This is a genomic window from Sphingomonas sp. SL1004, assembly GCF_057815015.1.
In genome coordinates this window covers 401,186-413,073 of record NZ_JBYMUX010000001.1, presented here as the reverse complement: position 1 = coordinate 413,073, position 11,888 = coordinate 401,186, and the positions used below count along the sequence as shown (strand labels likewise).

Sequence of the window (11,888 nt, the reverse complement as noted above, 5' to 3'; positions counted from 1 at the left end):
GGAATGGCCGACCCGCGGATCATCGATGTGCAACTCGACGAGACCAGTCTCGGCTGGCGCTCGCCCGACGTGGAGCAGGAGCGGCGGATCGCCATATTCGACCTGATCGAGGACAATCATTTCGCCCCGCAGCGTGCCTATGCGGACGGATATGCGGGCCCGTACCGGATCAAGCTCCAGTCCGAGGAAGGGCGCCTCGGCATCCATATCCACCGCGAGGACGACACGCATCTCGAAACACTGGTGCTCGCGCTCGGCCGTTTTCGCCGACCGATCAAAGATTATTTCGCGATCTGCGACAGTTACTACCAGGCGATCCGGCAATCCTCGCCCGCACAGATCGAGACGGTCGACATGGCGCGCCGCGGCGTCCACAACGAGGCTGCCGAGCTGCTCAAGGAGCGCCTCGACGGCAAGATCGAGGTCGATTTCGACACCGCGCGGCGACTGTTCACGCTGATCTGCGTTCTCCACATCCGCAACTAGAAGACCCATGGCCTACGGACTTTTGAAATTCGCCGGCGCGCTGGCCGCGGCCGGTTTCGTCGGCATCTGCGGCTGGACCGCCGCGACCGGCTGGCACCCCGACGTCAAGCACTACCCGTTGCAGGGCATCGACCTTGCCGAAAACCCTGGTCCGGTCGAATGGGGCACGGTGCGCGCGAGCGGCGCCGACTTCGCCTATATCGTCGCGACATCTGGCATGGACCGTCGCGACCCGGCGTTCGAGGCGAACTGGGCGGCGCTGCCCGACGCGGGCCTGCGTCGCGGCGCAGTCCATGTCTATTCGCTGTGCCAACGCGCGGCCGAGCAGGCGAACGCGTTCAACACTTTCGTGCCTCGGACGTCCGACGCACTACCGACCGCGGTCGACATCGCCTTCCATGACGATTGCACCGCGCGGCCGGGCCGCGCGACGCTGATCGCCGATATCGCGCAGTTCGTGACGATGGTCGAGACGCATACCCGGCAACCGGTGATGCTGCGGATCAGCAAGGCGGTGGATTCGAAATACACGCTGTCGGACGCGGTGCCGCGGCCGCTATGGGCGGTGGAGAATATCCTCAAGCCCGACTACACCGCGCGGCCGTGGCGAATGTGGCGCGCGAGCGATTTCCGCCGCATCGACGGGATCGAGGGACCGGTGAACTGGGACGTGGTGGCATCATGACTGAACACGCACTTCGACTGATAGCCGCCGCGCGCGATGCATCGAGACACGCCCATGCGCCCTATTCGCGGTTCGCGGTCGGGGCCGCGGTGCTGCTCGACGACGGCAGCGTCATCACCGGCGCCAATTTCGAGAACGCCAGCTACGGCCTGTCGCTGTGCGCCGAGACGGTCGCGATCGCCACCGCCAGCGCCGCGGGGCGGCTGCGCGATATCGTCGCGATCGGCGTTATCGGAGGCGCGATGGATGCCGAGGGCCGCGCCACGGGTACGACGCCGGTCAGCCCCTGTGGTCGCTGTCGCCAGGTGATCAACGAAGCCGCACAGATGGGGAAGCGCGACCTCCCCGTGCATTGTGGTGCGGCCGAAGGCGATGCGATCCGAACCTATGCCGTTTCGGACCTCCTTCCCGATGCATTCGGCCCTGCCGATCTCGGCATCGGCTGAACGGCATCGGTCACCGGCGTGTGGCCGGTGGCGAGAGCGTTCGGCGGCGCATCGCATGATATTCGACCCGGCGGAGCAGAGCGTCGAGATCTTCCCGGTCCACATCGAGCGCCTCGTGCAAGTCGATCAATGCGCGGTCTAGGTCGTCGCTGGTCAGCATCGTTCCCTCGGATGCGGACGCCGGTCCGCTCGCTGGTATCGGGCGATGCGGATAGCGCTGACCGGTAACCCGGTGGAACACCACGCCCAGTCCGACCAATGCGACCGCATTCAGCGCGATCGGCACCAGCGCAAAGTAGAACCCTGCGTCCCACACCGCGGGTCCGCCGAGCACTGCGGTCAGCGCGACCGCCCCGGCTGGGGGATGCAATGATCGCGTGAGTGACATTGCGAGGATCGCGACGCCCACCGCCAATCCAGCGGCGACGACCGGGACCGGCACGAGGTGCACCGCGGCGACGCCGACCAGCGCCGAGATCACGTTCCCGCCGATCACCGACCAGGGCTGCGAGAGCGGACTGGCTGGCACTACGAAAACGAGAACGGCGGCGGCACCCATTGGCGCCACCAGAAGCAGCAACGATCCATGCGGATGGATGATCGCCGCGCTCACGATACCGGTCAGCGTGATACCCAGGCCCGCACCGAGGCATGCAAGCAACCGGCTGCCCAGCGTGGCCCCGGCGAGTATCGGAACGAAAAACGATCGCATGCCATGTCCTTGCGGTTGAGCCCTGCCGCATATGGCGTCGTCCCGTGCAAGTCATCCACCGGATGCGATACCGCAACCGCGGTAGTTACGCCCTGACGGGCTGGAGCATGCCCCTTGCCGTGGCGCGCCATCCGGGCGAAAGCGCACGCCGAAGAGGAGCTACCCATGTCCGTGATGTCCGACCGCTGGATCCGCGAGCGCGCGCTCGGCGACGCGATGATCGAGCCGTTCCATGAAGCGCAGCGCCGCGATGGCTGCATCTCGTACGGCCTGTCGTCCTATGGCTACGACGCGCGCGTTGCCGACGAGTTCAAGATCTTCACCAACGTCGACAGCGCGATCGTCGATCCGAAGGATTTCGCGGCGAATAGCTTCGTTGATCGCAAGACCGACGTCTGCATCATTCCGCCGAACAGTTTCGCACTCGCCCGCACCGTCGAGTATTTCCGCGTGCCGCGCGACGTGCTGGTGATCTGCCTCGGCAAGTCGACCTATGCGCGCTGCGGGATCATCGTCAACGTGACCCCGCTGGAGCCTGAATGGGAGGGGCATGTGACGCTGGAATTTTCCAACACCACGCCGCTGCCTGCCAAGATCTATGCGAACGAGGGCGCGTGCCAGTTCCTGTTCCTCAAGGGGAACGAGCCGTGCGAGGTGAGCTATGCCGACCGTGCGGGAAAATATATGGGGCAACGCGGGGTGACGCTACCGCGGCTTTAGGGTTGGCGGGAGACGGTTAGAGCTGCGAAGAGCTGAAACGCTGCCGTCGCTCCGCGGGGACAGATTGCTTGAGTCCCCCCGAAACGCGTGCGCATTCCCCAGGGCGCTGCGTCAAACACCTGAAATCGCTGTCGTAAACCGCATTCGCCTCGCACACGACCACCCCGGCGAAGGCCGGGGCCCAAGTGGAAAGGCCGCAGTAACGGCATTCAGCGCTCAGTTGGCGACGTCCCCCAATTGGGCCCCGGCCTTCGCCGGGGTGGGGCGGTGTGATCGTGCGCGGAACGGCCAGATCTGGTCTTCCAGTCGCGCAGATCTGATCTGCGAGTCGCAAAGCCGGGACAGACCGCAAAGCGCACAAACGCCTTTTTGCCTCGATGACCTGCTCCGACCAACGCAGCCTCGACGTGCTGGCATCGCGCGCGACGTAAGACCGTATAGATGCAGGCTGCGCCGATACACGACGCGGTGTCCGCTCCACGCCTCTGACTCACAAGCCAACCTTGTGTCCTCGCGGAGGGGGACTCAAACTGGGCTCAAGCCTTCGCGGGAGAACAAGGGAGACGTGACGTCCCCCCCGATGCTCCCGCAGCCAAGCGTTCAGCGAGTCGCGATCTGTCGGGTTTGGCGCGCCAGCGCGCGGCTCGCCAAGTCGTGCGACGACACGATCGCGCCCGACGGCAGGTCCATCGCCACCGCTGGCTGCTCCAGGACTGCAGCATACAGCGCCCTTGCCTCCGAATCGCGACCGGTCCGATGATAGACAGACGCCAAATTGAGCATCAATTCGGGACGCTGCGGGAAGATCTTCCGCTCGGCGACGATGCGCTGTTCTGCCGTTGACAGGTCACCTGCCGCGATCGCGGTGTAGCCGGTTCGATCAACGGTTACCGATGGTGCCGCCAACGCCGGCACTGCCGTGCCAAGGCTTGCGAGAACGAACAGGACAGTATTGCGCATCGCTCATCTCCACTGACCTTCGCGTATCGGAAGGTTTCATTTTTATGACATCAGTGTGTCACTTCGATGACGATCGTGCAAGCGGTGCGCTCGGTCTGTGCTCCGAAACCCCCGACAACGAAAAAGGGCGGCCCCGAAGGACCGCCCATTAGATACTCGATACCGTATGCAGGACGACTTAGAAGTCGTTGCGATACTGCTCGTTGCCGATGAAGCCGAGCTTGGTGATCGCGGACCGCTTGATGACAGCCAGCGTGCGATCGACCACTTCGTAGCGCGCCTGCGGATCAGGCTGGAAGTGGAGTTCGGGCTCCGGCGTCATGCCAGCGGACTGATCCAGATACTGGCGCAGCGTGACTTCGTCGACCGGCGCACCGTTCCACGCGATAACACCGGCGGGATCGATCGTGATCTTGTTCTTCTCGGGATTGACCGGGTTCTGCGGCGGGTTCGGGCTGTTGACCGGAAGGTCGACCTTCACCGCATGCGTCTGGATCGGGATCGTGATGATGAACATGATGAGGAGAACGAGCAAGACGTCGATCAACGGCGTCATGTTCATTTCCATCATCGGCGAGCCATCTTCTTTGCCGCCGCTCATTGCCATTCTATGCTACTCCTAAATTCGTCCGAGCGACCATCAATGTCCGACATCAGCGTTCGGTGGTGCCGCCGGGGGGCGGCTCGGAGATGAAGCCGACGCGGGCGAAGCCGGCGCGCTGCATCGTATAGATCGTGCCGCCGATGCACTTGTACGGCGTGTTCACGTCGCCGCGGATATGCGCCTCGGGCAATTCCAGACCGGCTGCGTTCGCGCCACCCTGGCGATCGATCTCGGCCTTCAGCTTGGTCACCGCGCGATCGAGCAGCTCGGTCGAGGTGACCGGGCTCATGCCCCAATACACTGCACAGCTGCCATCGGCATTGGTCGTCACCGACAGCGAGACGTTCTCGGGCTTGGTCATCGTCGGATCGAAACGAACCTCCGGGAGCTTCAGCTGCACCGCCTGGACCGCGACGGTCGTCGTCACCAGGAAGATGATCAGGAGCACGAGCATGACGTCGACCAGCGGCGTCGTATTGATGTCCGATATCGAACTCTCGGTGGAATCGCCACCAACACTCATCGCCATGTGCGAACTATCCTATCCATTTAATCGCCTCCGGAACTGCCGGCGGCAATGAAGCAGGGCCGCTGCGAACAGCAGCCCCGCCTTTTGCGCGTCTTAGTTGGCGCGCGGTACGCCACCGGTCTGGCCGGCGGTCGTGGTCGTCGTGGCAGGCTTGGCCGTAACCGGCTTGGCAGCCGTTGCGATCGACGGACGCACGGCGCCGTTCGAAGCAAGGAAGCCCAGCACGTCGTTCGAGAAGGCCGACAGGTCCTCTGCGATCGACTTGTTGCGACGCTGCAGCCAGTTGTACGACAGCACGGCAGGAACGGCGACGACCAGACCCAGAGCGGTCATGATCAGGGCTTCACCGACCGGCCCTGCGACCTTGTCGATCGATGCCTGACCCGACGCGCCGATCTTCACGAGCGCGCGATAGATGCCGATAACCGTACCGAACAGACCGATGAACGGCGAAACCGAACCGACCGTCGCGAGGAAGGCGAGACCGCCACCCAGCTTCGAGTTGATCGCGGCTTCCGAACGCGCCAGCGAACCGTGCAGCCAGTCATGCGCTTCGACCGGATCGGTCAGCTTCGAATGCTGCTCCTGAGCGGCCAGGCCGTCGTCGACGATCTGCTTGTAGGCCGAGTTCTTGTCGAGCTTGGCCGAACCTTCGCGCAAGGAGTTCGACGACCAGAAGGCCTGACGGACGCGCTTGCCCTGGCCGATGATCTTCTGCTGCTCGAACAGCTTCGAGAACAGGATGTAGAACGACACGACCGACATCAGCACGAGGATGCCGAACACGGTCTGCGAGATCAGACCGCCTTCGCGGAGTGCGGCTTGCAGGCCGTACGGGTTGGCGTCGGCTGCGGCGGGCGCTGCCGCTGCAAGAATGGTGGTGATCATGATCGGTTAGTCCTCTGACTGAATTTCATCTGGTGCGGTTAGGGTTAGGTGGGATCAATCCTCTGGAAGGACCCACCGGACATTCAACTGGTACGACGATGCCATCGGATTGCCGTTCTCGTCCTTTGCAGGAGTGAACCTCACCCTAGCCTTGGAGATGCGGCACGTCGCGTCATCGAGCGTCGTGTTGCCGCTGCCCGTCGTCACCGTACAGCCGGTCACGCGACCATCCGTACCGATCGTCAACTTCGCGGATACGCGACCCTGTGCACCCTCGCGCTGTGCCGACGGCGGATAATTGTCCGCGCCGAAATACTGCGCCGGATTACCCTTGAGGCCTGCAGCCTGCGACACCCTTGGCACTGGCGCCGGTGCTGGCGGTGCCGGCGGCGCTGGAGGCGCTGGCGGAGCCGTCGGCTGGCTGAGCGGGATGATGCTCGACGTCTGCAAAGCAGGCGCCGGCTGGGGCGTGACAACCACCGGCGGCGGCGTGACGACCGTAGTCGGCGGCGGCGGCAGGTTTGGCTGGTCAGGCGGCGGCGGCGGGGGCTCGTCGGGTGGAGGCGGCGGCGGGGGCGGCTCCACGTCGAACGTATTAAGCTTTTCTTGGGCCTTTTTCACGTACTGGTACGCGAGGCCGGTGACGAAAGCATAGCCCAAGGCCGCATGAATCAGCGCGACGATAACGATCGCGACGATTTTGCCTCCGGACATCTTCTGGTCAACATAGGCCATTCAGCAACGACACTCCCTTAATCTGCCTGCTCCGTACGCAGCGCCCACACTAGGTGCGTGACACATACGTCTGCCGTTGGCCGGAATAACCACGGGGCAGTGCGCAAGTCCTATCGCCACGTCATGCGACACGCAAACGCTTTGTCGGACGCAACAAACGTACAAGCCCGGCATGACAGATTTATTTCTGTATCGTTCAGCTTCGATCGCGTAGCCGGAAGGCATGAAACTTCTCTTTCCCGTTACGGCTTCGGCCGCTGCGATCATCATGGCCAACGCCCCGGCAAGCGCCGCGCAGGGCCAGGTTTCGCCTGGTTATGAGACAAATCAGGGCGATGGCGCGGCTGGTCAAAGCGCCGCGCAACCAGGTTACTCGGACATGGCCGACCTGGTGCTTGCCGCGCCGGTGATCGCCGATGCCGTGGTTCGATCGACGACCCGCATCAAGCCTGCCCAAGCGGCAAATCTCGCGCCGGGCCTCGTCCGACTCTATATCGAAGTGGACGTAACCGCGCTCATTCGCGGATCGGACGGATTGCCGCCGCGAATCGGGTATCTGCTGGATGTCTCTCCCGATGCGCGCGGTCGCGTGCCCAAGTTCAAGAAGGCGCGCGTGCTGATCTTCGCCCGGCCGGTGGCCGGTGCGGCGAACCAGGTCCAGCTGGTGGCGCCCGACGCCCAACTCGACTGGACGCCGACGGCCGACGCTCGATCACGGAAAATCGCGCAGGACGCGCTGGCCACCGAAGCCCCCCCAGTCATCACGGGGGTCGGCAACGCGTTCCACGTCGCCGGAGCATTGCCGGGCGAAGGTGAGACGCAGATCTTTCTGACGACCGCCGATCAGCGACCGGTATCCCTGTCCATTCTCCGGCGGCCCGGCGAGCAGCCCCGCTGGGCGGTCGCGCTGAGCGAGATCGTCGACGAATCGGCTGCCCCGCCCGCTCCCGAAACGCTCTTGTGGTACCGCCTGACCTGCGCGCTGCCACAGACGCTGCCGGAGCGCAGCACGACCTCGCTCGAATCGGCCGACGCGGTGATCGCGCGCGAGGATTATGCATTCGTGCTGAAGGCGCTCGGCCCGTGCGGCAGAACCCGGAAGAGCTAGACGATTTCGAGCAGCTGCCCGGTCGTCGATCGCGCCTGTTCCAGGAACGCGATGGCGGCCTCCACGTCGACCGGGTCTGCAGCTACCGTGGGACAGACGGCATTCAGACGACAGCCGGGCGCCAGTTCGACCGCCAGCGGCCCGATTGCCGCCCTCGCCTGCGCCATCGCCAGCGGATCGAGCGTCGCCGGGATCACGACCACGACCGACTCGCCATGAGCCCGTCGTACCAACGCCGCGATATCGTCACCCGGTGCCAACACCAGCCGCATGGCGTCAGCGACGATGACGAACGAGCGTCACGCCGATCGATTCGCCTGCCTCGGCGATCGCCAGCTTCACGATCTTCACCTTCACGCGCAGCACGCGGGCGTCCTGGAGGAACAGCGTCTCGCAGATGTGATCGGCGACGCCCTCGATCAGCGTGAAATGCACGCCCGGCGGCAGCGCGGTGGTCGCCGCATTCTTCAGGTCGAGATAATTCTTCGAGGCCGACAGCGGCGTGTCCGGCGCGAACCGCCTGGGGCAGACCAGATCGATGGTCAGCGAGATCCGCAGCGGCTGCGGCAGATGCGTCTCTTCCGAATAGATGCCGGTCAGCACCTGGACTTCGAGATCGTGCACTTCGAGTTGAAGACTGTCTTCCATCCGCGCGCCTCTAGCAGACGTACGCGCAGATGAAAGTCACGCCTTGGCCCGGGAACGCCGCAAACCGCGACCGCCCGACATCCCTGCGTTCGGCTCTCCCGGCGTTCGGTCATCCGTGCGTTGAGTTATTCTTGCGTTCGGCGGCGCTGAAGTTAAAGCGCGCTGCCCTCGACGTCCATACGCGGCACGCCCTGGGCAGGAGATATCGGTGATCACTCTCGTACCCCTCGACAGCATCGATCCGACCGCGGTCGAGGCGTTGCTGGATCGCGCGTTCGGGCCGGACCGGTTCACGCGGACGGCCTATACGATCCGCGGCGGCAGCGAACCGGTCACCGCGCTCAGCTTCGCCGCGATCGAGGACGGCGTGCTGGTCGGCTCGATCCAGTGCTGGCCGATCGCGCTGATCGACGGGGCACGGCAGGCGGCGCTGGTCATGCTCGGCCCGGTTGCGGTCGAACCAGCGCACCAGGGCGACGGAATCGGCCGCCGATTGATGACGCAGGCGATCGACGCGGCAACCGCGCACAATCTCGACGGCGCGCTGATGCTGATCGGCGATCCGGACTATTATGGTCGCTTCTTCGGCTTCACCGCCGACCGTACCGCGCGCTGGGAAGCCCCCGGCCCGGTCGAGCGCCACCGCCTGCTCGCACGCGGCGCAGCGGTGCCGGCATCCGCGGGCATGCTCGGCTCCCGAAGCGCGGTGGCGATACCGGCGGTCGCATCCGCATAAGGCGCCGCTTTACGTCGGCCCCGCGCCCGCCTAGTCCGCCGCGATGCCCATGGATCCCATCCCCGATATCGCCTCGCTGAGCCTCGCCGAGATTGCCAAACTGGTCGAAGAGGCGAAGCTTCCGCCCGTCGAGAAGTGGAACCCCACCCACTGCGGCGACAGCGAGATGCGGATCGCCCGCGACGGCACCTGGTATCACCAGGGATCGCCGATCGGCCGCCCGGCGATGGTCCGCCTGTTCTCGACGATCCTGCGCCGCGAGCCCGACGGCAGCCATGTCCTCGTCACGCCCGTCGAAAAGCTCGACATCGTGGTCGAGGATGCGCCGTTCATCGCGGTCGAGATGAAGGCCGAAGGCAGCGGCCGCGATGCCAAGCTGGCGTTCCGGCTCAACACCGGCGACCTCGTTACCGCGGGGCCGGACCATGCCTTGCGCTTCGTCGAGGACGCAGACGGCCCCCGCCCCTATCTCGCCGTACGTGGCGGGATGGAGGCGCTGGTATCGCGCGCGGTATATTACGAGCTGGCGGAACGCGCGATCGCGGCGGATGACACGCCGCCTGGGATCTGGAGCGACGGTGCGTTCTTCGCGCTGGAACCCGCACGCTCTGCGACGACGCTTACCCAGCCCCAACCCGACCAGTCCACGCCGCACCAGTCCGCCGCGCCCGAGCCTGCCGCATGACCTTGGCGGAACGACTGACGGTCGCGCTGGCGAAGGGCACCGGCGCGCACATAATCCTGCTGACCGGCGATCAGCATGACAGCGATCTCTCGCCGTCCGAGACGTTGCTGCCGGCCGCGGTCCTGATTGCGGTCACCGACCGCGCCGATCCCGGCGTGATCCTGACGCAGCGCACCGACACGATGAGCCGCCACCCGGGCCAGATCGCGTTTCCGGGGGGCCGGATCGACCCCGGCGAGGACGTGGTCACCGCAGCCTTGCGCGAAGCCGAGGAGGAGATCGCACTGCCGCGCCACCAGGTCCGCGTGATCGGCGAGGCGGACAGCTATCGCACGGTCACCGGCTTCCAGGTAACGCCGGTCATCGGCGTGATCCCGCCCGACCTCGTCTTCACGCGCAGCGAAGCCGAGGTGGCGAGCGTATTCGAAGTGCCGCTCGCGTTCCTGCTCGACACCGCGAACCATGTCGAGGCGACGGTCGAATGGCAGGGCCACGACCGGCATTATTACGAGATCATGTGGAACGACCGCCGTATCTGGGGCGCGACCGCGGCGATGATCGTCAACCTTGCGCGCCGTCTGCGTTGGTCATGATCCTGCCGGACGCGGCATGGCGCCGACGTGACGGTCTCGAAGCGCTCGCCAAGGTGCTCGGTGCCGCCGAGGGCGAATCGCGCTTCGTCGGCGGGGCGGTGCGCGACACGTTGCTTGGGCTCGACGTCGCCGATGTCGACATCGCCACGCGCCTGCCACCGCAGGAGGTGATCGAACGCGTCGAGGATGCGCGGATCAAGGCGGTCCCCACCGGCCTTGCACACGGCACGATCACCGCGGTGACTGCCGGTGGTCCGGTCGAGGTGACGACGCTGCGCCGCGACGTCTCGACCGACGGCCGTCACGCGATCATCGCCTATACCGACGACTGGCGCGAGGATGCCGCGCGCCGCGATTTTACGATGAACGCGCTCTACGCCGATCCGGTGACGGGCGAGATCTTCGATTATTTCGGCGGGCTCGACGATCTGGCGGCACGCCGCGTGCGTTTCATCGGCGACCCGTTGCAGCGGATCGCGGAGGATCATTTGCGGATCCTGCGTTTCTTCCGGTTCCACGCACGGTTCGGTACGGCGATCGACGATGCCGGGCTCGATGCGTGTGTGGCTCGCGCGAATGATCTGATGGCGCTCTCCCGCGAACGCGTTGCCAGCGAAGTGCTCAAGCTGCTGGTGGCCGCCAATGCAGTGTCCGTCGTAGCCCTGATGGTCGAACGCGGCATTTTCCGCGCGGTATTGCCCGAGATCGACGCGGCCGGGGCGGATCGTCTTGCACGTCTGGCGGATCGTGAAATGACAGCCGGCGTCGCACCCGATCCGATCCGTCGCCTAGCCGCGACGATCGCGCCGACTGCGGCCGAGGCCGTCGGCGCGCGCCTCAAGCTTTCCAATATCGACCGCAAGCGCCTGATCGCCGCCACCGCCGGCCCCGGCGAAGAAGGCCCGCAGGCGCTCGCCTACCGCGCCGGCATGACCGGTGCGATCGACCGGCTGCTGATCGCGGGCAAAGACGTCTCCACGATCGAGAACTGGACGCCGCCCGCCTTCCCGTTCTCGGGCGGCGCCCTGGTCGAACGTGGCCTCCGCAAGGGGCCCGACGTCGCGGCGATGCTGCGGCAGATCGAAACTCGCTGGATCGCGGAAGGCTTCCCCGATGCGGCGCGGGTCGCGGCAATCGCCGACGAGTTGGTTACAGAGGCGCTGAGCGGCTGATAGGTTCGGGGCTTAAACGGTGAACCAACGAAGTCGCACGCCGAATGCCCGATACCAGTCCGCTCCGAAGACCGTCACCCAGCGAAAGCTGGGTATGCCACTTGGCGGTAGCTGAGCCCCTCATCATGAGGTCCCAGCTTCCGCTGGGATGACGATTGGAGGCGCGGCTACGTTTGCAAAC

Annotated in this window: 17 protein-coding genes; 9 read left to right on the top strand and 8 right to left on the bottom strand. The window is 65.3% G+C overall.

Annotation, left to right across the window (positions count from 1 at the left end; translation table 11 throughout):
* The first annotated feature begins 3 nt into the window (after positions 1 to 3).
* The 3 genes from AC3D24_RS01900 to AC3D24_RS01890 are packed head-to-tail and all read left to right on the top strand — an operon-like array spanning position 4 to position 1,617.
* Positions 4 to 486, top strand: coding sequence for a UPF0262 family protein (locus AC3D24_RS01900; RefSeq protein ID WP_489027701.1), 483 nt, complete (start codon positions 4 to 6; stop codon positions 484 to 486).
* A gap of 7 nt (positions 487 to 493) precedes the next feature.
* Positions 494 to 1,171, top strand: coding sequence for a glycoside hydrolase family 25 protein (locus tag AC3D24_RS01895; RefSeq protein ID WP_489027699.1), 678 nt, complete (start codon positions 494 to 496; stop codon positions 1,169 to 1,171).
* Positions 1,168 to 1,617, top strand: coding sequence for a cytidine deaminase (locus AC3D24_RS01890; RefSeq protein WP_489027697.1), 450 nt, complete (start codon positions 1,168 to 1,170; stop codon positions 1,615 to 1,617). The genes AC3D24_RS01895 and AC3D24_RS01890 overlap by 4 nt, the downstream gene beginning before the upstream one ends.
* Positions 1,618 to 1,627: 10 nt before the next feature.
* Here AC3D24_RS01890 and AC3D24_RS01885 read toward each other — a convergent pair whose 3' ends face one another.
* On the bottom strand, positions 1,628 to 2,329 hold the full coding sequence (locus tag AC3D24_RS01885) for an HPP family protein (protein ID WP_489027695.1): 702 nt from the start codon (positions 2,327 to 2,329) through the stop codon (positions 1,628 to 1,630).
* 165 nt (positions 2,330 to 2,494) lie between these two features.
* Between AC3D24_RS01885 and dcd the strand changes: the two genes are divergently transcribed.
* Positions 2,495 to 3,049 (top strand): dCTP deaminase, encoded by a 555-nt coding sequence (gene dcd / locus AC3D24_RS01880; RefSeq protein ID WP_055878967.1) that lies wholly within the window; start codon positions 2,495 to 2,497, stop codon positions 3,047 to 3,049.
* Positions 3,050 to 3,649: 600 nt separating this feature from the next.
* Here the strand turns inward: dcd and AC3D24_RS01875 are convergent.
* The 5 genes from AC3D24_RS01875 to AC3D24_RS01855 all read right to left on the bottom strand — a co-directional run bounded on the left by AC3D24_RS01875 (position 3,650) and on the right by AC3D24_RS01855 (position 6,765).
* Entirely contained in the window at positions 3,650 to 4,009 is a 360-nt protein-coding gene (locus tag AC3D24_RS01875) for a tetratricopeptide repeat protein (protein WP_489027691.1), read from the bottom strand.
* 178 nt (positions 4,010 to 4,187) lie between these two features.
* Complete coding sequence (locus tag AC3D24_RS01870) at positions 4,188 to 4,616, bottom strand: ExbD/TolR family protein (protein ID WP_489027689.1); 429 nt, start codon at positions 4,614 to 4,616, stop codon at positions 4,188 to 4,190.
* A 46-nt stretch (positions 4,617 to 4,662) separates the two neighbouring features.
* On the bottom strand, positions 4,663 to 5,142 hold the full coding sequence (locus AC3D24_RS01865; RefSeq protein ID WP_489027687.1) for an ExbD/TolR family protein: 480 nt from the start codon (positions 5,140 to 5,142) through the stop codon (positions 4,663 to 4,665).
* 93 nt (positions 5,143 to 5,235) lie between these two features.
* Entirely contained in the window at positions 5,236 to 6,030 is a 795-nt protein-coding gene (locus AC3D24_RS01860) for a MotA/TolQ/ExbB proton channel family protein (RefSeq protein WP_489027685.1), read from the bottom strand.
* A 54-nt stretch (positions 6,031 to 6,084) separates the two neighbouring features.
* Entirely contained in the window at positions 6,085 to 6,765 is a 681-nt protein-coding gene (locus AC3D24_RS01855; protein WP_489027683.1) for an energy transducer TonB, read from the bottom strand.
* A gap of 223 nt (positions 6,766 to 6,988) precedes the next feature.
* On the opposite strand from AC3D24_RS01855, the gene AC3D24_RS01850 reads away from it, so the two are divergent.
* Complete coding sequence (locus AC3D24_RS01850) at positions 6,989 to 7,873, top strand: hypothetical protein (protein WP_489027681.1); 885 nt, start codon at positions 6,989 to 6,991, stop codon at positions 7,871 to 7,873.
* Here AC3D24_RS01850 and AC3D24_RS01845 read toward each other — a convergent pair.
* On the bottom strand, positions 7,870 to 8,145 hold the full coding sequence (locus AC3D24_RS01845) for a Rossmann fold domain-containing protein (RefSeq protein WP_489027679.1): 276 nt from the start codon (positions 8,143 to 8,145) through the stop codon (positions 7,870 to 7,872). The genes AC3D24_RS01850 and AC3D24_RS01845 overlap by 4 nt on opposite strands.
* 4 nt (positions 8,146 to 8,149) lie before the next feature.
* Positions 8,150 to 8,521, bottom strand: a complete 372-nt coding sequence (locus tag AC3D24_RS01840; RefSeq protein WP_489027677.1) for a dihydroneopterin aldolase — start codon at positions 8,519 to 8,521, stop codon at positions 8,150 to 8,152.
* 208 nt (positions 8,522 to 8,729) lie between these two features.
* On the opposite strand from AC3D24_RS01840, the gene AC3D24_RS01835 reads away from it, so the two are divergent.
* The 4 genes from AC3D24_RS01835 to AC3D24_RS01820 are packed head-to-tail and all read left to right on the top strand — an operon-like array spanning position 8,730 to position 11,707.
* Positions 8,730 to 9,257 carry a GNAT family N-acetyltransferase gene (locus tag AC3D24_RS01835; protein WP_489027675.1) on the top strand — a complete coding sequence of 176 codons (528 nt, stop codon included), beginning with the start codon at positions 8,730 to 8,732 and terminating at the stop codon, positions 9,255 to 9,257.
* 43 nt (positions 9,258 to 9,300) lie between these two features.
* Positions 9,301 to 9,942 carry a DUF1285 domain-containing protein gene (locus tag AC3D24_RS01830; protein ID WP_489027673.1) on the top strand — a complete coding sequence of 214 codons (642 nt, stop codon included), beginning with the start codon at positions 9,301 to 9,303 and terminating at the stop codon, positions 9,940 to 9,942.
* Positions 9,939 to 10,535, top strand: a complete 597-nt coding sequence (locus AC3D24_RS01825) for a CoA pyrophosphatase (RefSeq protein ID WP_489027671.1) — start codon at positions 9,939 to 9,941, stop codon at positions 10,533 to 10,535. The genes AC3D24_RS01830 and AC3D24_RS01825 overlap by 4 nt, the downstream gene beginning before the upstream one ends.
* Entirely contained in the window at positions 10,532 to 11,707 is a 1,176-nt protein-coding gene (locus AC3D24_RS01820; RefSeq protein WP_489027669.1) for a CCA tRNA nucleotidyltransferase, read from the top strand. Before AC3D24_RS01825 ends, AC3D24_RS01820 begins: the two co-directional genes overlap by 4 nt.
* Positions 11,708 to 11,888: the final 181 nt, after the last annotated feature.